Here is a 24,647-nt window from a genome sequence, read left to right as displayed (position 1 = left end):
CCTCTCGGAGTCATCATGTCATCAGATGACTTTTTTCTTATATTAGCGTATAATAGAATCATTGTATAGCCATTTTTCTGGAGGTTTTCCTATGACATTCCCACAGATCAAGCCGCAAAAAGGCTCTGAGATCGTGATGACCCATATAAAGCAGCAAATTCAAGCGGGTACCTATCTACCCGGCGCCAAACTCCCTACTGTCGATCAGCTAGCGGCGAACTTTGAGGTGGGCCGCTCTACGATCCGCGAAGCGATGAGTGCCTTGAAAGCGATGGGCTGGGTCGATATTCGCCATGGCGGGGGGACGTTCGTTAGCCTGACATTGCCCAGCGAGGAAGGCGACAATTCGGGTTCGGGCCGTTTCTTTTATCAGACGGAGTCGTTTCAAGAAGTGCTGGAGGTGCGTAAATTTATCGAGGCAGGCTGTGCTTCTCTTGCTGCAGAGCGGCGTACGGAGGAAGACCTGCGGCTCCTTGAGGTGACCATTCAGGAAATGGAAGCGGCCATCGGGGACGAATCCCTTAGCGAGCAGGCTGACATTCGATTCCACCTCACCATTGCCAGAGCCTCCCATAACTCGTTATTCGTCAGCATGATGGAATCTTTGACCGACCGTTTGCAGGAAAGCATGAAAGAGTCTCGCCGGCTTTGGTTTTTTGCAGAACGGGCTTCCGTCGAGCTGCTGATCCAAGAGCACAAGGATATCTACGAAGCGATCAAACTCCAGCATGTGAAACTGGCCGAAGATCGGGTCATGCAGCATATTTTGAAAGTCGACCGCGTCGTTCACAAGCTGGACGCTGGCTCTCGTTAATGGCCATAACCTGCGGCTGCTTAACAACTCTAATGCACCTTTTTCTTGCTGCTGAGCTCGCTCTTTTCCTGCTTTAAGGCTGTAAAACAGCCTTAAAAACCTAACTTCGCCTCCAGCCGCTGACTTAACGCTGATTAACAACCTTAAACAATTTTTCTTGCTGCTCAGGGGTGGGAGGGCTGCTACTTGAAGGAATAAGAGTCTTTGGAGGCTGCTATCTGCGCGGGATGCGGGTGTTAGCAGGGAATAAGAGCCTCTGGAGGCTCTTATCCGTGGTTTGAACGTGGAAAAGCTAGCTACTTAAAGGAATAGGAGTCTTTGGAGGCTGCTATCTGCGTGGGAAGCGGATGTTTGCGATGTATAAGAGCTTCTGGAGGCTCTTATCTGTAGTTTTGGTTCGGAAAAGCTAGCTACTTGAAGGATTAAGTGCCTTTGGAGGCTGCTATCTGCGTGGGATGCGGATGTTTGCGAGGAATAAGAGCCTTTGGAGGCTCCTATCAGTAGCCAAAACGCTCCAAAACATCAAGTTAATTCGCCACATGCCCTCGTTTTTTCACATCTTATATGATAAAATGGTTTTATAAGTTGAACTTGGTTTTTCATATAAAACCAAACTGAATATCCCCACACCAAGGAGGCCCTTTTTTGGACGATAAATACCGAGTTCCGGCTATTGAGCGTGCCCACCTAATTCTCAAAGAAATTTCACTGCATCCGGGCAAGCTGAAACTCATCGATTTGTCACGAACGCTAGTGATTAACAAAAGCTCAATGTACTCCCTATTGTTAACGCTGGAGAACCTAGGCTGGATCGAGAAGGAAGCCGGCGAAACGTACCGTTTGGGGCGCGAGCTGTCTCGCTTCGGTCATGCGGCTGCGCAGCAGCGCAATTTGAACGAAGCTTTCCACAAGGAGGCCGCGATTGCCAAGCAAAGACTAGGCGAATCTTTTCAACTTGCGAAGCTCGATGGCATCGAAGTTCTTTATATCGCCAAAGAGGAAGCGCTTACACCTGTTCGTCTCGCATCCGAGCCCGGCATGCGCTTGCCCGCGCATGCGACAGCGCTCGGCAAGGTCATGCTTGCTGACCTCAGCGACGATGACTTTAATTCGCTGTATTCACCCAGCAACGAGCCCTTTGCTCATTTGACGGTGAATTCCATGACGACTGCACACGCATTGAAGATTAGCTTGCAAGACATCCGTGAACAAGGCTACGCCTTGGATTTCGAAGAAGCCGTCATCGGCTTCAATTGTGCAGCAGCGCCGATTCGCAATGCCCAAGGGCGAGTGATAGCCGCTGTCAGCTGCTCCATGATGCTGCCGCAATGGGAACAGAAGAAACAGATCTGTATCGAAGAAGTTTGTCAGTTAGCTCACCAATTATCCGATTAACAAGGAGAATTCAGATGCGATTACAAGACAAGGTCATTCTTATCACAGGTTCAGGCTCCGGCATTGGCAGAAGCTCAGCGCTCCTATTCGGGCGAGAAGGCGCCCACGTTATTGTGAACGATCTCGATGAGACTAAAGGTCGAGAAACCGTTCAAGAAATTACCCAAGCAGGCGGCACGGCCCGCTTCATTCAGGCCGATGTGACGCAAGCAGATTCCGTCAAACAGATGGTGGATGACATCATCCAGGCTGATGGCCGCATTGATGTGCTGTTCAACAATGCCGGCATCAGCGGCGTTGGCGCTCTTCATGAGCTGGAACCTGATTTCTGGGATCGCATCATGAGTATTAATGTCAAAGGCGTATTCTTGCCATCCAAATACGTCGTGCCTCATATGATCGAGCGTCAATCCGGTTCAATCATAAATATGTCCTCCTGCATCGCAGAAATTGGTCTGGCCCGAAGAGCGGCTTATGCGGCAACGAAAGGCGCGGTGCTGGCATTGACCAAATCCATGCAGGTCGACTACGCCGCGTATGGCATACGGGTGAATGCGCTGTTGCCGGGAACCATTTTGACCCCTTTCGTCGAGAATTATCTCCGTACCTCTTACGATGATCCAGAAGCGGCTATCGCCTCGTTGAAAACCAGACAACTCAGCAATGAGTTGGGCCGACCGGAGGATGTCGCGCAAGCGGCCTTATTCCTTGCTTCTGACGAATCCAAATTCATGATGGGATCACCATTGTATATCGACGGTGGCGCTACCTTCGGCAAAAACGCTTAACGGCTTATCCGCTCTTCTCTACTCATACATATCTCATTTCTAGGAGGATTTAACTATGAAGCTGCTTACTTTCCGCTCACAAAATGAACTCAAACTGGGTGTCCACACGGACTCCGGCGTACTGGATATCGAACAAGCGCTTCAACAACTTTCGCCCGATTTCAGCGTTCCTCTTACCGTTCACGAGGCCATTCTAGGCGGTACAACTGCGAATGAAGCCCTACAGAAGCTCGTACATTTAGCACTCAAAAGTGAAGCTAGCGCATCTTTGCTGCGCAGTGAAGACTCACTCGACTACGGTCCCTGCGTCACGAATCCGAGCAAAATCATTTGTGTCGGGCTGAACTACCGCAAGCATGCCGAAGAAACGAATGCGCCGATTCCGCAAACGCCGATCCTTTTCAACAAATTCAGCAACACGCTCACAGGGCATGGCCATGACATCGCGCTTCCTCGCGTAACCAAAGAAGTCGATTATGAAGCGGAACTCGTTATCGTTATTGGCAAACAGGCTAAGTATGTCGCCAAAGAACAAGCTTACGAGCACGTGTACGGCTACTGTTGTGTCAATGATCTCTCAGCGCGCGACTTGCAAATGCGAACTTCGCAGTGGCTGCTCGGCAAATCCTGCGATGGCTTCAGTCCGCTTGGACCTTATCTGGTCACCGCTGACGAAGTCGGCAATCCCAATGATCTCACGATCAGCACGACCGTGAATGGCAAAGTACGCCAAAACTCGCATACGTCCGATATGATTTTTCATTGTGACGAAATTGTTAGCTATATTTCACAGCATATGACGTTGAATCCGGGCGATATCATTTTGACGGGGACTCCGGAAGGCGTCGTTCTCGGGGATCCTGTTGATCAGCGCGTTTACCTGCAAGACGGGGATGTTGTGACCATATCCATTGAGAAGCTAGGAAGTTTGACCAACCGTTTAATCAACGAATAAAATAAGCAAAAACCCCCAAATGAAAGCCATTGGAAGAGGCACATCCTCATCCAGCGGCTCTGCATTGCGGGGGTTTCTTCTTTCAAAACAATTCAGCACTTCGTTCCAGCAAGCGACAGAAGGAGCGGTTGTGACCGATGTAAAAGGATGATAAATCATACCGATTTCGCTCAGGCTCAAAGGTTACCAGCAAGCGATGCTTCATCTTTTTGATGGCTGTATGAATAAAGCTCTCAGCTTCTTTGGAAGCAATTAAGGTCATGTAAGCATACAAGGAATGATCTTCTGGTTCATCCAGCAAACTCACTCCGGCACAGGAGAATTCGGTCTGTACATGCTTGTCGCGCAGCAAAATTAACGTTCTATGCAGCTCTGCATCCACATCCACTTGCTCCAAGAGGAGTGTTTTCTTGGGATGTTTGCGAGGTTTGTGGCGATCTGACCACTGCAATAGTTCCTGTTCCCGGCGATCCCATTGCCCCTTAGAATGGCGGGTTATCACGAATTCACGTTGTTCATCTTCTTGGTTCACAGGCAACATGAACTTGTCCCTCCCACTTGCGTACGTATGAACCTAAATTTACTACGATTCCCTAGCATACAGCAAGGTGTCAGCAACTTTAAGAAAGACTTAGCCTGCGGCTAGGTCTTCGAGTCCATGCACCTTAGCCCTGATAGATCCTTAGCGGCACAACCTTGTAAGGGAACTAGAGGACGCTAATTAGGCAAAAAGTAGGGATGCGAGAGGCATAGCGGAACTACAGGGTCTTATTTCCAGAAGAAGTGTTCAAATTCCCATGAAACAGCAAAATAGTCGAGTAGGCGGGGCCTTTCCATCTTGGATTGTGCCCCTTACCCCTCACAGATCCGTACGTGCCCAATTAAGGCATACGGCTCTTCACGCTACCTTACAGAGTTGCTTTTCTTTGCAAATAGATTCACAGTTATGTGTGGTTTCGGAAATGGGTTTCGGGTCATGAACATCGCGAACTTTTCCTCCGTGAAGCTTATCTTCTGACTTCTTCGGTTTCTCCACTTCAGTACCAGTCTTTTGACTGCTCTTAGGTAGGATGTGATCCCTTTTATGTTGTCCGACACACCATAGTAATTGTAGTGTCCAACTAATTTGCTTCGCAGGGTTTCCATGAATTCCGCTTCTGCCTTGTGTCGGTTGCTCCGAATCCATGCCTTGATGTCCTTTACTTTCGCCCTAAATTTCTTTGCGCTCGTTTTCCTCATGAGTCTTGAGCGCCCATTCTTCCCTTTGCCCCAGTAATGCGTAAACCCTAGGAAGTCGAAAGGTTTCTGGTTTCTTTAAACCTACCTCTTTGCATGCCACTTCTGACTGCCTTCCGAATCGGATAATTTTCGTCTTCTCTTCTGCGATTTCTAACCCAAACGTATTCAGCCTTACAACCAATGCCTCGTAGAATCGCTTCGCATCCTTTTCCTGTTCAAAGCAACACACGAAATCATCCGCGTAGCGCACCATTTCTGCCCTTCCAACACATTCTCTTTTCACTGTCACCTCGAACCATAGGTCAAGTGCGTAGTGCAAATAAATGTTGGATAAGATCGGCGAAATGATTCCCCCTTGCGGTGTTCCTTCATCCGTAGGCTTCAACTCTCCGTCCTCCTGAATTCCTGCTTTTAAGAACTTCTTAATCAGTCTTAAGAGATTAGGGTCAGCTAGACGATGCGCCAGAAATTTCATCATCCACTCATGATCCATGTGATTGAAAAAGCCGCGAATATCTGCATCAACCACATAACGTATGGGTTCTTTCATGATGATCCGGTCGAGCGCTCTAATGGCATCATGTTGGCTTCTTCCGGGTCGAAATCCAAACGAATATTCCATGAAATCCTGCTCGTAAATCGCTTGCAGAATCTGGTTTATTCCGTGTTGTACGATCTTATCCTCGTAGGAAGGGATACCTAGCGGGCGCATGCTTTTCTTATCTTTTGGGATGTATGTCCTTCGAGAAGCTTGAGGTTTGTACGCATTACGTTTCATTCTCGCTATGAGATCGTCCAGATTTTCCTCAAGCTGCTCTCCATATGCATCCTTCGTGACTTTATCGATTCCCGTCGCTTTGTCTGCTGGTAGCTTTGTATGGCTATCCATCAGCATTTGTTTATTAACTAGGTGGGCTAAGGCTGTGAACCTTTCTTGCGGTCTTGCTTTGGCAATCTCTGCTATTCTTGCTAGTTTCGTTTCCATTTTTTTTCTCCGCCTCTGTGTGCTGTAAATGTGTCTCTACCAAGATCGGTAACATGTAGCGCCTTCCCTCCGCCGACATTACATCGGTTTCTCTGGTACTATGCAGCTATCCGACTCCCTGCGCACCGTTTGGCATTCTCCTTTTTGATCAGTTGTTTGCCATACTCTCATGTGTTTTCCTAACAAGTACTCCTTCATGAAAGAGTCGCAGGGTCTCCCAGGTTCCCGTGCAATCATTGTGTAGCATGCCTGGCTCTATGACCCCGGGGAAGCTTGATTACGCTAACCACTTTTTTTTTTTTTCGCTAAATCAAGTGTTGCCTTCCAGTGTACGCAAACTGTCGGCCTTCCCATTGCAACTATTTTCGAGGCTCCATCACTTTCAGGCCTACTACCTAACTGTCTACGCTTAGCACCCGACATTACTGGCGGTAGCCCAAGACTCGTTATTGGTGGCATGGCTTTTGCCTTTCCAAGCAGGAGTTCCACCTGCTAAATTACACGACTTTACCGCGGTCGCTCGCGGACTGTAGTTCCCTCAACCTCGCTATATTGACACTTTTGGCTAGAATAGCGCCCTGTAGTTCCCTTCCGTCCGCGCGAGGCAGCTGTAGCAACTCCGCATTCACTCCAAAACTCTTAGATTTATTCGTACAAATAAGCACCTTCAGCTACATTCAGCTGCCTGATTTGCTGCCTTGCCGCATCTTATCAAGAAAGACGGGCACAATCGATCGGATCGCCTCCCATGATTAACGTGTCTCACGATGCAGCGTATGACGCTTCAAACGGGGACAATATTTGCGCAGTTCCAACCTTGCCGGTTGGTTTCTTTTATTCTTGGTTGTTGTGTAATTCCGATCGCCGGTTTCTGTACACGCCAAGGTCACGACAACTCTCATGGCATTCACCTCCTTGGGGTTATTAACCTGCTTCTACTTCCATGATTGCGTTAGGCAGCACGTCCTCGTACTGCGCCCAGTCTTCCAGCATTTCCGCCTCGTTCAATAAACAAGCATCCAAAGATTCGGTAATTTCAGTCCGGTCCATGTCCATCCCGATAAAAACAACTTTGTTGATGCGGTCTCCATGATGCTTATCCCAGTGCGTAAGCTGCTCAGCGTCCTCCATGAGAATCGCTTCCTGCTCTTCTTCCGGAAGTGCTGCGACCCAGTATCCGGTCGGACCGAAGCGAACGGAGGGGCCTGCTTGACTTATGCTTTGGGCAAAATCATTGCGTGTTGACAGCCACATGATCCCTTTGGCTCTGACGATTTCAGCTGGCCAGTCTCTCATCCAACGCATTAAGCGCTCAGGATGAAACGGCTTAGCCCGTTCGTAGGCAAAGGAAGCGATGCCGTACTCCTCTGTTTCCGGCGTGTGCGACTCTTTGGCCATTTCCTTCATCCAGCCGGCTGAGGTACTCGCCTCATCGAAGTTAAACAGATGCGTATTCAGAATGTCCGCGGGAGCAACAGCCCCATGCTCTGCGCGAATGAATTTGGCTCTAGGCTGCAGTGTACGAAGCACGCCTTCCAATTCTTCCAGATCCGCTTCGCTAACCCGGTCGCATTTATTCAGAATCAGGACATCGCAGAATTCGATTTGATCAATGAGAAGATCTACGACATCACGGGTGTCGGTCTCATCTACCGCTTGGCTGCGATCCAGAAGCGTCTCTCCGGAAGCATAATCGTGCCAGAAGCGATAAGCGTCAACGACCGTTACCATGCAGTCAAGACGGCAAAATTGCGTTAAGTCTACGCCTTGTTCCTCGTCAATGTAAGTGAAAGTCTGCGCTACCGGCAGAGGCTCACCAACGCCTGTCGATTCAATAAGGATATAATCAAACCTATTTTCTTTGGCAAGCTTCTCCACCTCCTTGAGCAAATCGTCCCGCAGGGTGCAGCAGATACAGCCGTTCGACATCTCCACTAGCGTCTCGCTCGTCCGCGAAATGCCGCCGCCGTCACGGATCAGCTCCGCATCGATATTCACTTCGCTCAGATCGTTCACGATAACCGCAACACGCAAGCCTTCACGATTATGTAAAATATGATTCAGTACAGTCGTTTTCCCTGCCCCAAGGTATCCGCTCAAAACAGTAACAGGAATTTTCTTATCAGTTGACTTCATATCAGGTTTCAGATCTCCTTAAAACGTAATTTTTACGATTTTATCCTTCGCTTAATGCTTTCTTCAGAGCTTTCAGGTTATTTTGCATAATGCCGATATAATCGAGATTATTCTTCTTATCTTCGTCTGTTAGTCCTTCTAGCGGATTAAGCACATCCGTTTTTGCGCCAATTTCCTTGGCAATCGTATTCGCAATTTTGGGATCGACCAAGGTTTCAAAAAAGATCGTTTTCACTTGGTTTTCCTTGGCAAATTGAATGACCTTAGCCATTTTCTCTGGTGAAGGCTCCTCTTCCGGCGACAGGCCGGCAATCGGCACTTGTTTTAATCCATAATCTTTGGCCAAATAGCCAAACGCTGCGTGCTGGGTAACGAACTCTTTGCGTTTACTATCTTTCAGTTCGGATCGGAACGATTCATCCAGCTTTTTGAGCTTCGCGATGTAGGCGTCCGCATTCTTCTGATAGTCATCCTTGTGCGCCGGATCAGCTTGCGACAAGCCAGCTTGGATGGCAGCAACTTCTTGCTGTGCGAGAACAGGGTCCAGCCAAACGTGGGGATCCAGAATTTTGCCCCCATCCGCTTTCTCATGATCATGGTGCTCACCCTCTTCTTCCTCTTCCGGCAAACCTTCCATCAGTTGAATCCCTTTGCTTGCTTCTACAACTACACGTTTGTCGTTAGCTGCGCTCTCCAATGCTTTCTTCGCCCAGCCTTCCACAATGCCATTATAGACAAATAAATTAGCTTCCTTTACTTGTACCATATCCTTGGCGCTCGGCTCCCAATCATGAGGTTCAGCCCCTGCAGGAATAAGGGCGACAACATTGGCATGCTCGCCTGCCACTTGTTTGGTGAATTCATACATCGGATAAAAGGTCGTTACTACCTTTAATTTGGCGTTTGCGCCGGCTGCTGCCGGACTTAACGTCGTTGCTGTAGCACCCGCTGAAGTTGATGCTGAGTTGGATGTACACCCCGAGAGCACCACAGCAGATATAGCCGCGAACGCGAGCGATTGGTGAAGCCATGTCTTTTTCATGTAAAAGTTCCTCCTACTAGTAATAAACATTATATGGATGATTCTTTGGACAAACGAGCTACGCTATTAATAGGAGCAACTCCTGTTTCTTGGCTTAATGAATTTCTTGCTTTTCCCCATTTAACAATGGCTTTTTTCAAGCTAAGACCCACCACAAGGAAGCTTAATAGAAGCAGCGCAATCGTCCCGCCCGGAGGGGTGCTTAACTCGTACGAAGCCGTCAACCCGGCCCATACCCCAAGCAATCCGATCCCCATTGCGATCAAGAGCGCAGCCTGAAAGCTTGGGGCAATGCGTATCGCAAGCGATGCCGGCAGCACGACAAGCGCCGAAACCAGCAAAACACCGACAATAGGCATAGCAGCGGAGACGATCATTCCGGTAACGACACTAAAGCCCAGCGAAATCCAGGAAACGGGCAACCCGCTCGTCTTCGCCGTATCTTCATCGAATGTGATTTGATACAGCGGCCTCCGGAAGACATAGAAGAATGCGCCTCCGATCAAAGCTACAGCAAACATCAGAATTAATTCCGTTTGATTAACGGCAACAACGGAACCGAAGAGATACGCGGAGAACCCTTTATTGATACTTTGGTTAAGACTCATCAGCACAACAGCGGTTGATAGCCCTCCAACCATGATAATCGCCACCGAAATTTCACTATATGATTTGTAAGACCTTCTCACATATTCCACAGCTATGGCGCCCAAGGTAGCCACAACAAAGCCTGTCACAGTAGGATTCATATGCAGGTAAGCACCCGCCGCTACACCGGCAAGCGAGACATGCGACAGCATATCGGCCATCAGCGCTTGTCTGCGCAGCATCAGATACACGCCCAGAACAGAAGCCAGAAGCGCAATTAACCCACCGGCACAAAATGCCCGCTGCATGAAGTCGTAGTGCAGCATCTCCATCCCCCTTCCTCCTTTCGTTCCAGTTCAATCACACGGTCGAGATACGGCGACACCTCTGCCAGGCCGTGCGTCACCATAACAACCGTTCTTCCAAGCGCTTTGACTTGATGATTCATCAGCTCATAGAAGCCCTTGCGACTTTCTTGATCCATACCTGTTGTAGGCTCATCCAGGACTAATAAATCCGGTTCCTGCGCCAACGCCCGCGCAATGCAAATGCGCTGCTTCTGTCCGCCTGATAATTCACCGATTTTGCGATCTTTGAGCCCCCACATGCCCATCTGCTTGAGTGCCTTCTCCGTTTGCTCCCTATCCTCTTCGCTCATTTTGCGAAACCAGGAACCTTTTGTTGCTCTGCCGGATTGCACAAATTCAAGAATCGTGCTCGGGAAACCACTGTTAAACGCGGAAATCTGCTGCGAAACATATCCAACCCTTAGCTTCTGACCTTCTTTATTCGTGGCTGATAGAAAAACCTGACCATGCCATGGCTTATATAAACCTAAAAGCAGCTTCAACAGCGTCGATTTCGAAGCTCCATTAGGGCCTGTCACCGCGACAAATTCGCCGGACTGTATCTCAACGTTCGCATCTTGAATACAAGGGGTCTCACTATATCCGTATTCAACTTCTTGCATAGAGGCTAACAGCATCTCCTCACTCCTTTCCATTAAGTAATACTTACGATTATAAAATGTAATTATTACGCTTTTATCACAAAAAAATATATCGCTCTACTTCACTAATCGTAATATTTACTTATTACACCGAGAAATATATCGTTTTTCACCGCGGATGTCAATATATAAAAACATAGGTTGGTTCTTCCGGCAGCTTATACTACAGGAAAACGCCAACCTTTTCGTCGTAAATTCCATATATGTGACCTAGTTATATGAAGCCTAGTCCATCGCATTCTGACACTCTTCACAAATGCCATAGATCTCAAAGCGATGACTTGTTAGCTTAAATTTGCCAGGCAGCTTAATCCCTTGATCCATCGGGCAATAATCGAATGTCAGCGTCTTTTCGCAGTTCGTGCAAATGAGATGATGGTGGTGGTGATTCAAACAACTTGTCCGAAACTTCAAACCGCCATCCATAAAATAAAACTGCTCCAGCGCTCCCATATCACTCAATAATCGCAGATTTCGGTACACCGTATCGAAGCTTACGCTCGGATAGGATAATGCCATCTGGTCGTACACATATTTAGGTGATAAGTACCCCTCTGATTTGGCAAAAATCTCGGCCAGTGTGCGCCGTTGTTCTGTTATTCGCCAACCGCCCCGGACCATGATCTCAATCATCTCTTTGACCGTCGTTTTATCTGACATGGCACATGTTCCTTTCGACTGTTATCGCTGTGACTAGATGCCTTCGTTTTCGAATACAATGTGGCCTGTCTGCGACAAATCATACCCAAGAATGGGACGTAATTCCCTATGGAAAGCTTCTGATTTCAAAATGGCCATCACGCTTTCGATCCATTGTGCGTGTTCCGGTTTCCTTAACATCACCAGGTCATAACGTTCCTGAATGAGTGGAATGAACGCGACGCCACCGACCATGCTGGCTGCTCTTTCAATCCCGACGCCAAAGTCGGCTTCGCCTGAAGCGACCTTACCGGCGACGCCAAGGTGGTTGGATTCTTCTTGCTCATACCCGCTCAATTGCCGCGGCGAAATCCCGTGCAGCCTAAGCTGCTCATCGAGCAGCACGCGCGCGCCCGAGCCTTTCTCGCGATTGGCCACTCGCAGTCCTGGCTGCTTCAGATCCTCCCAGCCCAGTAGCTGCTTGGGATTTCCTGTAGCTACATAGAGTCCAGCCATTCGCAGAACCAAGTTCACAACAACATAGGAGTTGCCTGTAAGGAGCCGCTTGATGTAGGGAACATTATACTCCCCTGTATCTCCATCCAGAAGATGCGTGCTGACAATATCCGATTCCCCTTTATACATCGAAATAAGACTATCCAAGCTGCCGACATAGGAACGCAGCGGCCTGTGAGTGGAGATTTGCCGCTCGAGATGCTTGCTCAGAATATCTAGGCTGACATCTTGACCTGTAATAACAATTGCTGCCTTGGAAGAAGGGGTTGCAGACTGAGCCTGGACCTGCTGAATCGGCGCTTCTGGCATGGCGGCGTAGACTTTGCCGCTTTTGGCACGCATTTTGTAGGCATCAAGATCAGCAGCGTCAACGCGCATTTGCTTACCGACACGGTAGGCCGGAAGCTCGCCTTTCTTGATGAGATCATAAACCGTTAGCTTCGATATCTTTAAAAGCTTGGATATTTCTTCGGTTGTATAGGAAATGTCTGCTGTCATTGTCATCCTCCAATAAAGCGCTGCTCATTCCTTTTATTGTAGCATAAGTTGACGGAGGTTGTATTTTGGGGTCACATCACAAATAAAAGTAAAACTTAACGCCTTGTTTCGTATTCTCCACCCCGTATCGGCTTTCATGGAGATCCAGAATTTGCTTGACGATGGCTAGCCCTAATCCAGTACCGCCGGTTTTGCGGTTTCTTGATTTCTCAACCCGATAGAACCGCTCCCATATCGTCTCCAACTGATCTTCAGGAATGGCTTCGCCTTCATTCTCAATCTCCATCCGCATATGCTCGCCTTCACTTTCAATGCGAACGGCAATTTCACTGCCGACTGTCGCATGTCGAATCGCATTCATCAGTAGATTGACCAGCATCTGCTCCATTTTCACCTGATCGGCATGAACAGCATGTTCACCTATAATAACAGCAGCCACCTTAAGCTGCTTTTCATTCAGGTGATTCGAGAGTTTGTCGACGATATCCTCGAGCTGTTGGCTTAGCAGAAACGAACTTTTTCTCAGTTTGATCGATTGTGATTCTAGCTTGGCCAGTTCCAGCATGTCATTGATGAGCGCTTCCATCTTATCTGTCTCACCCAATATCACTTCGAGATACCGCTCTCGCTTGTTCTCGCCGATCCCATCCCGGATACCCTCCACATACCCCTTCACGATGCTCAGCGGCGTTTTCAACTCATGGGAGATGTCGGAAATAAACTCTTTTTGCCGCTGCTCCATCCGCAATTTGTGTGCCATATCCAACTGCAGCTGCTCATTGGCGTCGTACAGTTCCTTCAAAGTGTTGTCCAGTTTCTCAGACAAGCTGTTCAAGCTGCTGGATAAACTCCCAATCTCGTCGTTTCTTCGGATGTGCGATTTCACCGAGAAATCAAGCTTGACCATCCGCAGTGCCACTTGATTCAGTTTAATTAGCGGTTTAGACACTAATTTGGTGAAAACGAGCGAGAGCAGCACGATGAGGAGAATACCGCCAATCCCCATGTAGGTGTAGAACAGGCGCAAAGCATCATAGGCTTCACTGATTTGTTGAAGGGAGGCAAGGACGAAAATCACCTCGCTTAACTTCCCATCGCGCATAACGGGCCGGATCATAACAACGCTTCGAGTCTCGCTTACTCGATCTGTCCATTCCTCGATGATGCTGCCTCCGGCCTGCAAGACGCCTTTACGCTCTTCCGATAAGGGGAACCACTCATCCAGCGCAATATACAAAATGCCTTGCCTTGAATTCCACTGGTTGGAAGAAGGCAGCAGCACTTCTGTAATAACACCGGAAACCTTTTCCACAGGCTCATTACTATCCGCTTCTTGAATGTTTATTGCCTTGGAACCACTCTTCTGAATGACGACCGGATAGAGAAGATCCTTCGACTTCGTATCCTCAAAAACCCCCTCCGCCTCAATGTGATCTCCTAGCTTAAAATTCGCTTCCAATAACTTTCTTGAAACGGAATTAAGCATGAAGGAAAGGGAAACTCGAACCTGATTGCCGTTATCCTCCCTAATCACAATGCGAAACAAATTGTCATGCTTCATATTGCCTTCTGGCCCCAGAATCGCAAGCTGAGCTTTATTTTGGTTAATGAATAAACCGATTTCTCGGGAAAGGCGGGCGTCGTCCCAGCGCTTTTTCTCATATAACTCACTGAACGCATGAAGTTTTTTTTCTAGTGTGGCTGTTTTCTGATACTGATAAAAGCTTTCAAATAAATTGAGCTGACCCAGCAAAACGATGGCATAGAAGAAAAGAAAAAAGAAGGCTGTCGTTACAAACAGCTTCATGGTAACACTGCGTCTTCTCATTGCTCCTCCTCGAATTTATATCCAGTACGGATGATGGTGCGGATATGGCGGGCCTCATTCCCCAGCTTCCCCCGCAGCTTTTTGATATGCGTATCGACGACGCGCAGGTCACCGAAATAATCGAACCCCCATACATGATCAAGAATTGTTTCCCGTGCAAGCACAATGCCCTCGTTTCTCGTCAAATACAGCAGCAGCTCGTACTCTTTGGGTGTCAGCTCAATATTCTGCCCTTCCACTTCTACATGATGGGATCTTCGATTAATCGAAATTCGGCCATAGTTCAGAAGATGTTCTTCTTTCCCCACGGTCCCCTCTACACGCTTCATCAGGCTGACTGCTCGGGCGACCAGCACCTTGGGGCTGAACGGCTTTGTTACGTAATCATCAGCTCCCAACTCAAAACCAAGCATCTTATCGTCATCATCGGATTTCGCGGTTAGAATAATAATCGGCATCGCCGAGTTCGCGCGTATCCGCTTGCATACGCTCCATCCATCCAACTCAGGCATCAGAATATCCAAAATAACGAGGTCCACATTCAGACTATCCAGCATTTCCAAGGCTTTCAAGCCATTCTCTGCCTCATAGACGATCCACTGCTCTCGCATGAAATAATCGGCCACGATTTCGCGGATCAAGCTTTCATCTTCAATGAGCAATACTTTGCGATTCATACTGCTAGCTCCCCCCTTTGCTATTCAAATCGTATAAAGCAAGAATAACGGAACTTTGTGTTTTTCGTGTGTTTTTAGCTAGGGAAAAAGGGAAGACACATGAAATACACAACAGATCACTATAATCAGGTTGGAGACTATTGAATTTGAAAGATTGAAAGGATGTCGCTAATGAATTTCTTGGCTATTATGCAGAAAAGCAGTGTCCAGCGCTTTGCCGTATTAGCATTGTTTTGCCTTGTGCTATTTTTTATTCGCAGCATGCTGAATCTTGTTCTATTAACCTTCCTGCTGACGTTTCTGATGAATCGACTGCATCAATATAGCAAACGATGGATTGAAAAGGTGGTTCCTGTCAATTCCAAACTGCTGCTTGCTCTCATCTATGCGGCCCTGCTGGCAGTCGTGATCTTCGCTGGAGCTAAATTTTTCCCCGCCTTGGTCAACCAAATCGTCCAACTGTTCGAGCTTGTCAAAAAGCTCTATGAAGATCCTCAGAATGAAGCCGTTGGCTACTTGACCGTATGGCTGGACAGTCTCGACTTTCCCAGCATGGTGAAACCTGGGTTTGATTTTATGATCAAAATCGGAAATCTGGGATTTCAAGCCTTTCTAGCTTTGATGCTAAGCCTTTTCCTGCTTTTGGGCAAAGAGAACGTGATTCGCTTCACGGCCCAATTCCATACCAGCAAGCTGGGCTGGTTCTCCAAAGAGATCGCATTTTTCGGTAAAAAGCTCGTCCAGACGTTCGGGAAAGTGATCGAAGCCCAACTGCTGATCGCTCTGATCAACTGTCTGCTGACCACTTTTGCCCTGTGGATCATGGGCTTTCCTAATCTGATCGGACTTGCCCTGCTCATCTTTGTCTGTGGGCTCATACCTGTGGCTGGCGTGTTCCTGTCGCTCCTTCCACTAAGTATGATTGCGTTCAGTTTGGGCGGCTTCACTTATTTCATCTATCTACTTATCGCGGTCACGGTAATTCACGCCGTAGAGGCCTACGTGCTCAATCCCCGGCTAATGGCGTCCAAAACGCATTTGCCTGTCTTTTACACCTTCATGATTCTGCTCTTTTCCGAGCATTTCTTCGGGATATGGGGATTGATCGTCGGCATTCCAACCTTCGTTTTTTTACTTGATGTTCTGGAAGTCAATCGGGAAGGCCCCCATCTTCCAAAGCCTAACATTGAATGATAAGGAGTGTTCCCATGCGGGTTCTAAAGATTCCAACTTTGCTTACGATGGTTATTCTCGGTGCGGGGATAATGTCCCTGCTTTTTTCCTTTCACAACAAGCCCGTCCAAGCGGTGTTATGCATCATGCTAGCGGCTGTGCTGGCTGGCGTTGACGGTTATATCGTGAATAAGCTGCAACTGGCTGACGAGTTCGGCAAAGAGTTCCGTTCGCTGGCAGATCTCATTTCTTTCGGCGCCGCTCCAGCTTTGAGTGCTTATTTAGTCATTTTACACAAAATGCCCGTATCCGGGCTCTTGCTGGCTTCTTTCTTTATTATTTGCGGAGCGCTGCGCTTGGCTCGATTCAATATTGCAACTTGCGTGCACCACTATCATACAGGGTTGCCCATCCCTGCCGCCAGCTGTATCCTGGCCTTGTTTCCGCTTTGCTTTCCTCCTCACAAGAGTGTGACGGTGATGCTCGTTATCGTACTGTGCCTGCTGATGGTCAGTCGAATCAAGATACCCAAGATGACCAAACCAAGTCTCGTCCACACCAAAAGCTACTAAGGCAATCGTTTTTATCACAGAGGGCGAACGCAACTAGTCTTTGTCCCAGTCAATCAACTTCTTTTTGAATATGATAACTGGAAGTTTATTGAGACTAATGCGAGGTGCAGCTATGTCAACGAGTCGAGCAAGTACCGTGGGAAGCAAATGGGTTAAAACAAAGGTGCTTTTACGCAATAAAGAGCTTCGCAAATTTGTTCCTGAGACAAGGATCTACACGCAAGCGAACCTTCACTCGATGATAAATAGGTATAAAATGGTTTATATTAAACCAATGAATGGATCATTCGGACAGGGCGTTATTCGTGTGGAAAAGAGGGATAAATACGTCTTTCAATCTGGTGAAGTCGTTAAGACTTTTCAAACGTTTCTTGACTTATTCGCTTCGCTTAACAAATCCAAGTTAAACAGGACCTATTTAGTACAACAAGGAATCCATCTCTTGACCCATCAGAACCGAATTTTTGATACAAGGATCATGGTTCAAAAGAGTCCCAAGAAAACATGGGAAGCTACGGGATGGATAGGCCGTGTTGCCCATCCTCACAAAATAGTCACTAATTTTCATAACAGCGGCAAACCCTTGCCACTCGGCTTATTACTTAATCCCTATCTGAAGAACAAGAAGAAAGAGGCATATATCCAAAGCTTGCGACTGCTAGGATACCAGATTGCAAAGCATTATCAAAGGTATTATCCGGGTTTCAAAGAAATTGGGGTTGATATCGGGATTGATAAAGCACTCAAGCCTTGGGTTCTCGAAGTTAATACAGCACCGGACCCGTTTATCTTCAACCAATTAGCAGATAAAAAAATGTTCTTCAAAGTTCTGCGTTATACGCGGGCAAATGGTCGATTCTTACCCATCAAACGCAAGTAATTCCTAGCAGCAAGAACCTCCACTCCTACGAAAGGGAATGGAGGTTCTTTGCTTTGTCAAGTGTTTTTATCCTTTTCAATTCTCATCGAATTCTAATAATCGCAGTCTAAGCTTTATTGGCTAGTGCTTTCCCTTTTCATTGGTAATCAATGGGTCTTCTAGATGTGTTAAGGTTATCCCAGGTGGAAACCTAAAACACGATCCTGAAGGAGGATATCCAATCATGATAACCATGAAGAAGAATCGCCTGACTAAATCGCTATTAGGAATCACACTTAGTGTATCCTTATTTGCATCAGCTAATCTAATGATAGCGCCGCAATCAGCGCAGGCTGCAAGCAGCGATTCTACAACTGCTGCAACCACTGCAACTGCATCCAAATCAGGGAAAGCAAATCTGATCATCTCTGCCGGCAAGCAATATCTAGGTGTCCAATATCAATATGGCGCCCAGAAGGGCCGGACCATGACCTTTGACTGTTCGTCGTTTACGCAATTTGTATATGGCAATCTCCCACGCTTATCTAAGGAGCAGTCGAAAGTCGGTACCTATGTGCCTCGGAATCAACTGCAGCCTGGGGACCTTGTCTTTTTCTATTCACCGATTCATCATGTCGGTATTTATATAGGCAATGGTCAAATCCTTCACACGTATGGAAGTCCTGGCGTAACCATTTCGGATATGAATTCCGGTTGGTGGAAAGATAATTATAAAACCGCTCGACGTGTTATTAACTAAGCAGCTTTAGTATGCTTGTATGGCACTTTCTCCATTCACAAACATCTCTATATGGGCGTCCTTCAGCACCTTGTCAGACAAACTTGTAAGTTCAAACAACTGGTCAATATGATAAACACCATGCGGGAATTTGCTGCTATAGACAGCGTCCGCTACATAGCTCGCTACACGAGCAGTCATCTGAGATTGATCACTGCCTTGCAGCAAGCATGCAACCGTGGTTTGCCTGCCGCCTTTTTCGCCATGTGCTTCTACCTTCAGGGCAAATTTATCTATCCCAAAATGCAGCTTGCTGAAGCCGCGCACTGTGGCATTCCGAATTCCTTTGAACTTTAGAAATCGGAAAGTACCCGTTGCGCGCAAGCCTGCCATAAACGCTGTAGCTAATTTGGAGTCAAAACAAAGACGTGTGGATACCGATGGAACATTAAGCGTACGCGGCAGCGTTTGTTGGTCTGAGAATGGGAAGCGATAGGCTCTCTTACGCCCTAAATGCGCCCCGAAATCTGTTGCTTTCCCATCTGTGAAGCTATCAACGGTTATTTGACGGGCATTCTGCGTAATGGGAAAGCTGACACTCAGATTATCCACCGTCCATTCAATGGCTGCTTTGCCATGCTGATCCCCCAGACCAAGCATAATCGACAGTTCAAGGGATTGGGTGTGATCCAATAAGTTGTGCGCATGCCGGGCTAGCAGATTCGTTAACCCGGGGGCAAGCCCGACGCTCAGAACCGCTGTTGCATCGTTCGCTTCAGCTTCAGTCGTCCAATACTCAACTTGGTTCAAAAAGCGGCCATCGGCCGAAACATCGATATAATGCGTGCCGCTGCGAAAACAAGCACGAACAAAAGCCGTATCCGTCTGATCCAAGCACATGATGACAAGTTTAACCTGATCGAAGACACTGGCAGCCACCTCATCTCCGATATCCAATTGCATGGGCAGAACGCTGCCGCCAGTTTCTCTGCTGAATTTCTCTGCGCTTGCAAGATTTCTGCCTGCTGCATACACGAGACCAGGGTATTGGGCGCCTAATTCTCTGCAAATGGTTTTTCCGACATGCCCATATCCGCCTACGACGACTATTCTATTTTTCATCGGAAAGCCATCCATCCCTCAATCAAATAGGAACCGAAATATCGGGTTGCTTGTTTGAAACCAGCCTCTAACAGCAGTTCATTAATCACCGATGAGGATACAGGCTCCGTTTCGTAACCAACGGAAGCTGCAAAGCGCTCCCAATCCTCGAGCGAAATCCCCTTATCAAGCATATGGCTTTTCCAGGCTTTCATTTGGATTTCAAAAGCAGCCGAGCCCGGTTCCCCATTAATCGCTGCCAGGCAAATCGGCGAGCCCGGTTTAAGACGCTCGGCGATTCGATGAAGCAAATCTTGTTTCTGCGCCAATCCTTTGACAAAATGAAGCACGAGCAAACAAGTTGCCGCATCGAAAAGTGGACCCGCTTCAAGCTGTTCAATTGTCCCTTGGACGTAAGTGATCTGCTGTTTGAGCGCCGCTTGTTCTACACGCAGCTTGGCAATTTCCAACATGCGCGAAGACGGATCAATGCCTGTCATCTTCCAAGCTTCATGGCGTTTGCCGAATGTCACCAGTTCCTGCCCTCCGCCTGCCCCGATAACGAGCAGTTCCACAGATGCAACATTCTCCAAGTGTGCGGCTATCAGGCGATCCGTCATATCGTACAAATGGAGATAGCCGGGTATTTTTAAAGCGATAGTTTCTTCATAGCGATATACGTCGGGGTCATCCCAGCTCATTGCTTTTTTTATATTCGTCATCCTCTTAGCTCCTCTCTATCTGTAGACCTATCATCGATGATGGCCGCGGGGGTTCCCCCCAATACAATGACACGGTTGCCCAATGCAAACGCTTCTTCTTGGTCATGTGTAGCCAGCAGCACCGTTGGCTTCTCCTTGTTCCACAAGAGAAGCAGCAGCTTCTGCATCTCCCTCTTTGTCCAGGCATCAAGACCTTGAAACGGCTCATCCATAATGAGCAGCTGTGGGCTGGATACAAAGGCTCGCACAATAGCAACCCGCTGCTTCATACCTCCGCTGAGTTGATGAGGATAGTCATGCAGAACGTGAGTCAGACCAGCTTTTTCTAATAAGGATAGTGCGTATCTGTTTGTTTCTGTATTTCCTTCTCGGTCGAACACCCACTGTACATTCTCTAATACGGTTTGAAAGGGCAGCAGCCTGGGCTCTTGGAATACAATGCCTATGGATGTCTCCATGCGATGAATCATCCCGCCAGATGGCTGCTCCAGGCCTGCTGCCATGCGCAGCAGCGTTGTTTTCCCGATCCCAGAGGCACCCATGATGCATGTGATCTGCCCTGCAGTCAGGTCCAATGAGAAATCCTCAAAAATGGTCCGATGATTCCCGTATTTGACGGTGACTTGCTTGAATTGCATCTGCTAAGCGTCCTCTCTTATTCACGGTATATTTGCGCGCCAGAGCTTCCAGGACAATCCCCAGGAACGCTACGACTAGCGTCCAAGCCATGACATCTTCTGTTTTCACATAAATTCTCGCCGTATTCATCGCCGCGCCGATCCCCGTCTGACCGCTAATTAATTCCGACATCACCACGGTTTTCCAGCCCATTCCGATGCTAACGGTCAGCGCGGCTGACCAAAAAGGGGCAATGGCAGGCCAAACAATATCCCTCAGTCTCTTCATTCGGCTTATTCCAAAGACCGCTGCCATCTCCAGTAGATCTCGAGGGACCTGCCTTATCCCCTGAATCGAATTGAAGAAAAATACGGGGAGCAGCGCAATCGTCACGACCAAGATTTGCGCGCCTCCTTGTACGCCCAGCCAAAGAATCGCCAGCAGCATCCAGGAAACAGGAGGAACCGCTTGGAGCAGCGTTATGGCAGGCCGGACAAGCTTAAAGACAGTTTCATTCCTGCCAGCCCCTATGCCGAGCCCGCCACCGAGTACTAGTGAAAGGCCGAACCCCGCGGCAAAACGCAGAAACGAATGAACCACTGGCTGCCAGAAGCCCCCTTTGGTGACGAGCGCAGCTAGCGCATGGAGGGTCTCGATCGGTCCAGGCAAGATGACGGGCGGATAGAGACGGGCAATGCCTTCCCATAAGAGAAGAAGCATGGGGTATATTAAGTAATGCGACCATTTGTTAGAAGCCGTAGTAAAAACCTGCATCCGGCAAAGAACCCCCGATCGAATCTGGATCAGCTTGCAGCAAAATGTTGAAATAACGCTCCACTTCTGGTTTCGCTTCCACTGCATTTTTGAAAATCAAAGAAATGTGTGGCATCGCTTGTACAAGTGCTGCCTCCGGCAGGCCGAACGCTCCCTCTGCTAATTTCAGCGCCGTCCCCGGTTTTTTGACCATTTCGTTCAGCGCTTTTTGATACTGTGTTTGGAACTGAGCAATTTCAGTTGGGTGCGCTTTGGCCCATGCTGGATTAACGAACACGCCTGTCTGCGGCAAATCTTCCCCGAAGCTGGCTCGCCAGCTCTTCTGATAATCGATAACTTCAATCAAGGAATTGGCAGATTTCAGTCGCAGACCGCTAAGCACCGGTTCCGGCAGCACCGCATACTTGATGGTCCCAGCAGCCAATTGCTGCATGATGTCCGGTATGACGCCGTAAGCGAGCTTAATTTGACCTTCGAGTCCTTCTTTTTTGATCAAATAACGCGTCAATATATCAGGAGGGCCGCCTTGGCCGGGGATATAAACCGTTTTATTAGCCATGTCCGGTAAGCTGTGTACGTTGGGATCGAGCGAGATCAAATACATCGAACCCCATGTATTCACGTGAAGCAGCTGCAGGGGCAGTCCTTTCTTGTAGATATTGGCCCCTACATTGAGCGGGGCAGCGATAAACTGCGCGTCGTTGTTTTGAATACGGGCCAGCAGTTGTTCCATTGTGTCCCACGTCTCCACCTTGAGCTCTATGCCAGCCTCTTTCTGCTGTTCCACCAGCAAGGCTGGCAGCAACGAAGGCGCCTTGGGCGAGACCAATGTAACCTTGGCAATCGGAGAAATCGGCCCCTGTGAGGGAACAACCTGATTGCTGCTATTTGTTGTGGAGCAGCCTGTCAAAGCGGTAATTACAAGCAAACCCATCAAGAATGAACGAAACAAGTAACGGGGTAAAGATCGCATATGGTCTTTCCAACTCCTCTCGTATCCTGTAAACTTAGATTAAGAATCATTCTCAATTATACGGATGAGGATGGAAATCACTATCCCACAAATGTGGGATTTGTCCCTAGCCTACTTTGGATGAACAACATAGACATAGGAGAATGATCCACTATGAAAGAAGAATGGGAAGCTATCCGAAGGAAGATACGCAATCTGGAGAAAAGCACGAGCAGTTCGCTGGCATACAGATCAGCATTACTTGGTATATTGCGAGAGTCTCTGCCCTTTGACGGTGCCTGTTTCACCACCGTTGATCCGCAGACCCTTCTATGCACAGGAGCTGTTACAGAGGAAGGCATTGAAGCGATTCATCACCTTCTGTTCGAATATGAATACTTGCATGAGGATATTAATGCCTACAGTCAGCTGGTACTGGCTGCTGACCCTGTAGCTACGTTGAGCGGCGCGACGAATGGGCAATTAGAGCGAAGCACCCGCTACAGGAATGTGCTGCTCCCTGCCGGATACAAAGATGAATTGCGGGCAGCGCTCATGTACCAAGGGGCTTGTTGGGGATATTTGACGTTATTTCGCTATGACGATCGTCCGCTGTTTAGTGAGAACGAGCGTGGATGCATCGCTTCCCTTGTCCCTACCATCGCCTTCCATCTACGTCAACGAAGCCTGGAGCTTCCCTCTGAGGAAACCATCCAGATGAAAGAGGAATCGGGGCTAGTGATTCTATCCGACCATCTTGCTATGCTGTCTTCCAATACAGTCGGGGACCGCTGGATGGCACATCTTCGGCAATGGGAGGGCATTGATAACGAGACGCTGCCTAGACCTATCCGTGCTGTTAGCTTCCGAGCCTTATCGGGCGTTGCCGATGCAGAAGAACGGGGCTTCACAGCCAAGGTGCGCATAAGAACGCCAGAGGGTCCTTACCTGAGCATTCAAGCCAGCATTCTCCGGCATACCTCCTCATCCGTCCAAATTGCCATTTGGTTCGAACAGGCCAAGCCCTCCGATACATTACCGCTCATCGCGGAAGCGTATGGGCTATCTGAACGCGAAAAACAGATCCTTGACCAGATTCTGCGCGGATCTTCTACCAAAGAGCTGGCGAATGCCCTCCATATTTCCACCTACACGGTGCAGGATCATCTCAAATCAATTTTTCTTAAAACAGGCGTAACGAGCCGCAGAGAGCTCATTTGGCTTTTGTTTTCCCGATTTAGCCTGCGTTAAGCGGGATGAGCTGTGCCTGCCCAGTGCCCAGATGACCTCGGGGAGTGCCCGGGGGCTGGGGAGTGATCGGCAGTGATTGGAGCCTGGGAGTGCTCGGCAGTGCTCAGAGCCGGGGAGTGATCGGCAGTGCTCAGAGCCGGGGAGTGCTCCGGAATGACCGGGTGCCCCTTACGAACTCCACAACCCTTATATGAGCAAAATAGCTGCCATTAGATAAGCTATCGAATTCCAGACGCTTTATTTCAGATAAATGACCCGCATTCCGCCAACATACTGCTCAATAACGCCAATACAATTCGTTAATTCGCCCCAAGTACCCTTTTTTCCAGCTTTAAGCATCATACAGTTCGTTAGAATGATAACCTGTTTCTAGGGGGATCCGTGTCGCTCAAAATGGGAGCTCCTTCCCTCTATAACGCTGAATTTCAGCGTTAACTCACCTGAAAAGCGGCCCAGCGGGGCTCTGCTCTACTTGTAACGCTGTTTTTCAACGTTACTGATCCCACTTTGGGCTCCCTTCCCTCCATAACGCTGAATTTCAGCGTTAACTCACCTGAAAAGCGGCCCAGCGGGGCTCTGCTCTACCTGTAACGCTGTTTTTCAACGTTACTGATCCCACTTTGAGCTCCCTTCCCTCCGTAACGCTGAATTTCAGCGTTAACTCACCTGAAAAGCGGCGCAGCGGGGCTCAACTCTACCTGTAACGCTGTTTTTCAACGTTACAGCCTCCACTTTGGGCTCCCTTCCCTCCGTAACGCTGAATTTCAGCGTTATCTC

At 48.3% G+C, this 24,647-nt stretch carries 26 protein-coding genes; 9 read left to right on the top strand and 17 right to left on the bottom strand.

Translation table 11 applies throughout. From position 1 onward, the window contains the following. Positions 1-91 precede the first annotated feature (91 nt). The 4 genes from IEY34_RS20660 (at position 92) to IEY34_RS20645 (ending at position 3,952) form a co-directional block, all read left to right on the top strand. Positions 92-814 carry a FadR/GntR family transcriptional regulator gene (locus IEY34_RS20660; protein WP_189014657.1) on the top strand — a complete coding sequence of 241 codons (723 nt, stop codon included), beginning with the start codon at positions 92-94 and terminating at the stop codon, positions 812-814. A gap of 645 nt (positions 815-1,459) precedes the next feature. Further along, positions 1,460-2,209: an IclR family transcriptional regulator gene (locus tag IEY34_RS20655; RefSeq protein WP_189014656.1), complete on the top strand. Its 750-nt coding sequence runs from the start codon at positions 1,460-1,462 to the stop codon at positions 2,207-2,209. A 14-nt stretch (positions 2,210-2,223) separates the two neighbouring features. Beyond that, positions 2,224-2,997 carry an SDR family NAD(P)-dependent oxidoreductase gene (locus IEY34_RS20650; RefSeq protein ID WP_189014654.1) on the top strand — a complete coding sequence of 258 codons (774 nt, stop codon included), beginning with the start codon at positions 2,224-2,226 and terminating at the stop codon, positions 2,995-2,997. Between the two features lie 55 nt (positions 2,998-3,052). Further along, positions 3,053-3,952: a fumarylacetoacetate hydrolase family protein gene (locus tag IEY34_RS20645; RefSeq protein ID WP_189014652.1), complete on the top strand. Its 900-nt coding sequence runs from the start codon at positions 3,053-3,055 to the stop codon at positions 3,950-3,952. 82 nt (positions 3,953-4,034) lie between these two features. Here IEY34_RS20645 and IEY34_RS20640 read toward each other — a convergent pair whose 3' ends face one another. The 12 genes from IEY34_RS20640 to IEY34_RS20590 form a co-directional block, all read right to left on the bottom strand. Then, on the bottom strand, positions 4,035-4,493 hold the full coding sequence (locus tag IEY34_RS20640; RefSeq protein WP_229757751.1) for a hypothetical protein: 459 nt from the start codon (positions 4,491-4,493) through the stop codon (positions 4,035-4,037). Positions 4,494-4,855: 362 nt separating this feature from the next. Further along, positions 4,856-5,191 carry a group II intron maturase-specific domain-containing protein gene (locus IEY34_RS36890; RefSeq protein ID WP_229757750.1) on the bottom strand — a complete coding sequence of 112 codons (336 nt, stop codon included), beginning with the start codon at positions 5,189-5,191 and terminating at the stop codon, positions 4,856-4,858. After that, entirely contained in the window at positions 5,163-6,176 is a 1,014-nt protein-coding gene (gene ltrA / locus IEY34_RS20635; protein ID WP_229757749.1) for a group II intron reverse transcriptase/maturase, read from the bottom strand. Before ltrA ends, IEY34_RS36890 begins: the two co-directional genes overlap by 29 nt. 752 nt (positions 6,177-6,928) lie before the next feature. After that, positions 6,929-7,078, bottom strand: coding sequence for a 50S ribosomal protein L33 (gene rpmG / locus IEY34_RS20630; RefSeq protein WP_189014650.1), 150 nt, complete (start codon positions 7,076-7,078; stop codon positions 6,929-6,931). A gap of 22 nt (positions 7,079-7,100) precedes the next feature. Continuing rightward, on the bottom strand, positions 7,101-8,312 hold the full coding sequence (locus IEY34_RS20625; protein ID WP_189014648.1) for a GTP-binding protein: 1,212 nt from the start codon (positions 8,310-8,312) through the stop codon (positions 7,101-7,103). A 40-nt stretch (positions 8,313-8,352) separates the two neighbouring features. Continuing rightward, a complete protein-coding gene (locus tag IEY34_RS20620) occupies positions 8,353-9,354 on the bottom strand; it encodes a metal ABC transporter substrate-binding protein (RefSeq protein WP_189014647.1) in 1,002 nt (333 codons plus the stop codon). Between the two features lie 29 nt (positions 9,355-9,383). Beyond that, positions 9,384-10,274, bottom strand: coding sequence for a metal ABC transporter permease (locus IEY34_RS20615; protein ID WP_189014646.1), 891 nt, complete (start codon positions 10,272-10,274; stop codon positions 9,384-9,386). Further along, positions 10,220-10,927, bottom strand: a complete 708-nt coding sequence (locus tag IEY34_RS20610; RefSeq protein ID WP_189014645.1) for a metal ABC transporter ATP-binding protein — start codon at positions 10,925-10,927, stop codon at positions 10,220-10,222. The genes IEY34_RS20615 and IEY34_RS20610 overlap by 55 nt, the downstream gene beginning before the upstream one ends. Positions 10,928-11,176: 249 nt before the next feature. After that, positions 11,177-11,611, bottom strand: a complete 435-nt coding sequence (locus IEY34_RS20605; protein ID WP_189014644.1) for a Fur family transcriptional regulator — start codon at positions 11,609-11,611, stop codon at positions 11,177-11,179. A gap of 33 nt (positions 11,612-11,644) precedes the next feature. Beyond that, the gene (locus IEY34_RS20600) at positions 11,645-12,604 is read right to left on the bottom strand and encodes a substrate-binding domain-containing protein (protein WP_189014643.1); all 960 of its coding nucleotides are present in this window, start codon (positions 12,602-12,604) and stop codon (positions 11,645-11,647) included. Between the two features lie 76 nt (positions 12,605-12,680). Continuing rightward, positions 12,681-14,432 carry a sensor histidine kinase gene (locus tag IEY34_RS20595; protein ID WP_189014642.1) on the bottom strand — a complete coding sequence of 584 codons (1,752 nt, stop codon included), beginning with the start codon at positions 14,430-14,432 and terminating at the stop codon, positions 12,681-12,683. Continuing rightward, entirely contained in the window at positions 14,429-15,109 is a 681-nt protein-coding gene (locus tag IEY34_RS20590) for a response regulator transcription factor (protein WP_189014640.1), read from the bottom strand. Before IEY34_RS20590 ends, IEY34_RS20595 begins: the two co-directional genes overlap by 4 nt. A 171-nt stretch (positions 15,110-15,280) precedes the next feature. Here IEY34_RS20590 and IEY34_RS20585 point away from each other — a divergent pair, with 171 nt between their 5' ends. From IEY34_RS20585 to IEY34_RS20570, 4 genes are all read left to right on the top strand, one after another. Then, on the top strand, positions 15,281-16,303 hold the full coding sequence (locus tag IEY34_RS20585) for an AI-2E family transporter (RefSeq protein ID WP_189014638.1): 1,023 nt from the start codon (positions 15,281-15,283) through the stop codon (positions 16,301-16,303). Between the two features lie 14 nt (positions 16,304-16,317). Beyond that, positions 16,318-16,854 (top strand): CDP-alcohol phosphatidyltransferase family protein, encoded by a 537-nt coding sequence (locus tag IEY34_RS20580; protein WP_189014636.1) that lies wholly within the window; start codon positions 16,318-16,320, stop codon positions 16,852-16,854. Between the two features lie 112 nt (positions 16,855-16,966). Next, complete coding sequence (locus IEY34_RS20575) at positions 16,967-17,734, top strand: YheC/YheD family protein (protein ID WP_189014634.1); 768 nt, start codon at positions 16,967-16,969, stop codon at positions 17,732-17,734. A gap of 232 nt (positions 17,735-17,966) precedes the next feature. Continuing rightward, entirely contained in the window at positions 17,967-18,473 is a 507-nt protein-coding gene (locus tag IEY34_RS20570; protein ID WP_189014741.1) for a C40 family peptidase, read from the top strand. 6 nt (positions 18,474-18,479) lie between these two features. Here IEY34_RS20570 and IEY34_RS20565 read toward each other — a convergent pair whose 3' ends face one another. From IEY34_RS20565 to IEY34_RS20545, 5 genes are read right to left on the bottom strand one after another with little or no spacing between them, the layout of a single operon-like run. Continuing rightward, positions 18,480-19,574 (bottom strand): saccharopine dehydrogenase family protein, encoded by a 1,095-nt coding sequence (locus IEY34_RS20565; RefSeq protein ID WP_189014632.1) that lies wholly within the window; start codon positions 19,572-19,574, stop codon positions 18,480-18,482. Continuing rightward, entirely contained in the window at positions 19,571-20,275 is a 705-nt protein-coding gene (locus IEY34_RS20560; protein ID WP_189014630.1) for a class I SAM-dependent methyltransferase, read from the bottom strand. Before IEY34_RS20560 ends, IEY34_RS20565 begins: the two co-directional genes overlap by 4 nt. After that, entirely contained in the window at positions 20,272-20,913 is a 642-nt protein-coding gene (locus IEY34_RS20555) for an ABC transporter ATP-binding protein (RefSeq protein WP_189014628.1), read from the bottom strand. The genes IEY34_RS20560 and IEY34_RS20555 overlap by 4 nt, the downstream gene beginning before the upstream one ends. After that, positions 20,861-21,667 carry an ABC transporter permease gene (locus IEY34_RS20550; RefSeq protein ID WP_189014626.1) on the bottom strand — a complete coding sequence of 269 codons (807 nt, stop codon included), beginning with the start codon at positions 21,665-21,667 and terminating at the stop codon, positions 20,861-20,863. Before IEY34_RS20550 ends, IEY34_RS20555 begins: the two co-directional genes overlap by 53 nt. Continuing rightward, positions 21,642-22,640 carry an ABC transporter substrate-binding protein gene (locus IEY34_RS20545; RefSeq protein ID WP_189014624.1) on the bottom strand — a complete coding sequence of 333 codons (999 nt, stop codon included), beginning with the start codon at positions 22,638-22,640 and terminating at the stop codon, positions 21,642-21,644. The genes IEY34_RS20550 and IEY34_RS20545 overlap by 26 nt, the downstream gene beginning before the upstream one ends. A 153-nt stretch (positions 22,641-22,793) precedes the next feature. Here IEY34_RS20545 and IEY34_RS20540 point away from each other — a divergent pair, with 153 nt between their 5' ends. Next, on the top strand, positions 22,794-23,870 hold the full coding sequence (locus IEY34_RS20540; RefSeq protein WP_189014622.1) for a helix-turn-helix transcriptional regulator: 1,077 nt from the start codon (positions 22,794-22,796) through the stop codon (positions 23,868-23,870). Positions 23,871-24,647: the final 777 nt, after the last annotated feature.

The organism is Paenibacillus marchantiophytorum, from assembly GCF_014640555.1.
Classification (GTDB): Bacteria; Bacillota; Bacilli; order Paenibacillales; family NBRC-103111; genus Paenibacillus_E; species Paenibacillus_E marchantiophytorum.
The sequence above is the reverse complement of the archived record's forward strand: the minus strand, read 5'-3'. Positions and strand labels throughout refer to the sequence as shown.

Excerpts from the sequence above, each read along its gene's own strand:
- IEY34_RS20600 (WP_189014643.1), bottom strand. The coding sequence starts at position 12,604 with ATGACAGCAGACATTTCCTATACAACCGAAGAAATATCCAAGCTTTTA.
- IEY34_RS20615 (WP_189014646.1), bottom strand. The coding sequence starts at position 10,274 with ATGGAGATGCTGCACTACGACTTCATGCAGCGGGCATTTTGTGCCGGT.
- IEY34_RS20565 (WP_189014632.1), bottom strand. The coding sequence starts at position 19,574 with ATGAAAAATAGAATAGTCGTCGTAGGCGGATATGGGCATGTCGGAAAA.
- IEY34_RS20595 (WP_189014642.1), bottom strand. The coding sequence starts at position 14,432 with ATGAGAAGACGCAGTGTTACCATGAAGCTGTTTGTAACGACAGCCTTC.
- IEY34_RS20585 (WP_189014638.1), top strand. The coding sequence starts at position 15,281 with ATGAATTTCTTGGCTATTATGCAGAAAAGCAGTGTCCAGCGCTTTGCC.
- IEY34_RS20640 (WP_229757751.1), bottom strand. The coding sequence starts at position 4,493 with ATGTTGCCTGTGAACCAAGAAGATGAACAACGTGAATTCGTGATAACC.
- IEY34_RS20580 (WP_189014636.1), top strand. The coding sequence starts at position 16,318 with ATGCGGGTTCTAAAGATTCCAACTTTGCTTACGATGGTTATTCTCGGT.
- IEY34_RS20645 (WP_189014652.1), top strand. The coding sequence starts at position 3,053 with ATGAAGCTGCTTACTTTCCGCTCACAAAATGAACTCAAACTGGGTGTC.
- ltrA (WP_229757749.1), bottom strand. The coding sequence starts at position 6,176 with ATGGAAACGAAACTAGCAAGAATAGCAGAGATTGCCAAAGCAAGACCG.
- IEY34_RS20545 (WP_189014624.1), bottom strand. The coding sequence starts at position 22,640 with ATGCGATCTTTACCCCGTTACTTGTTTCGTTCATTCTTGATGGGTTTG.
- IEY34_RS20570 (WP_189014741.1), top strand. The coding sequence starts at position 17,967 with ATGAAGAAGAATCGCCTGACTAAATCGCTATTAGGAATCACACTTAGT.
- IEY34_RS20605 (WP_189014644.1), bottom strand. The coding sequence starts at position 11,611 with ATGTCAGATAAAACGACGGTCAAAGAGATGATTGAGATCATGGTCCGG.
- IEY34_RS36890 (WP_229757750.1), bottom strand. The coding sequence starts at position 5,191 with ATGAGGAAAACGAGCGCAAAGAAATTTAGGGCGAAAGTAAAGGACATC.
- rpmG (WP_189014650.1), bottom strand. The coding sequence starts at position 7,078 with ATGAGAGTTGTCGTGACCTTGGCGTGTACAGAAACCGGCGATCGGAAT.
- IEY34_RS20660 (WP_189014657.1), top strand. The coding sequence starts at position 92 with ATGACATTCCCACAGATCAAGCCGCAAAAAGGCTCTGAGATCGTGATG.
- IEY34_RS20650 (WP_189014654.1), top strand. The coding sequence starts at position 2,224 with ATGCGATTACAAGACAAGGTCATTCTTATCACAGGTTCAGGCTCCGGC.
- IEY34_RS20625 (WP_189014648.1), bottom strand. The coding sequence starts at position 8,312 with ATGAAGTCAACTGATAAGAAAATTCCTGTTACTGTTTTGAGCGGATAC.
- IEY34_RS20590 (WP_189014640.1), bottom strand. The coding sequence starts at position 15,109 with ATGAATCGCAAAGTATTGCTCATTGAAGATGAAAGCTTGATCCGCGAA.
- IEY34_RS20560 (WP_189014630.1), bottom strand. The coding sequence starts at position 20,275 with ATGACGAATATAAAAAAAGCAATGAGCTGGGATGACCCCGACGTATAT.
- IEY34_RS20540 (WP_189014622.1), top strand. The coding sequence starts at position 22,794 with ATGAAAGAAGAATGGGAAGCTATCCGAAGGAAGATACGCAATCTGGAG.
- IEY34_RS20620 (WP_189014647.1), bottom strand. The coding sequence starts at position 9,354 with ATGAAAAAGACATGGCTTCACCAATCGCTCGCGTTCGCGGCTATATCT.
- IEY34_RS20575 (WP_189014634.1), top strand. The coding sequence starts at position 16,967 with ATGTCAACGAGTCGAGCAAGTACCGTGGGAAGCAAATGGGTTAAAACA.
- IEY34_RS20550 (WP_189014626.1), bottom strand. The coding sequence starts at position 21,667 with ATGCAGGTTTTTACTACGGCTTCTAACAAATGGTCGCATTACTTAATA.
- IEY34_RS20555 (WP_189014628.1), bottom strand. The coding sequence starts at position 20,913 with ATGCAATTCAAGCAAGTCACCGTCAAATACGGGAATCATCGGACCATT.
- IEY34_RS20610 (WP_189014645.1), bottom strand. The coding sequence starts at position 10,927 with ATGCTGTTAGCCTCTATGCAAGAAGTTGAATACGGATATAGTGAGACC.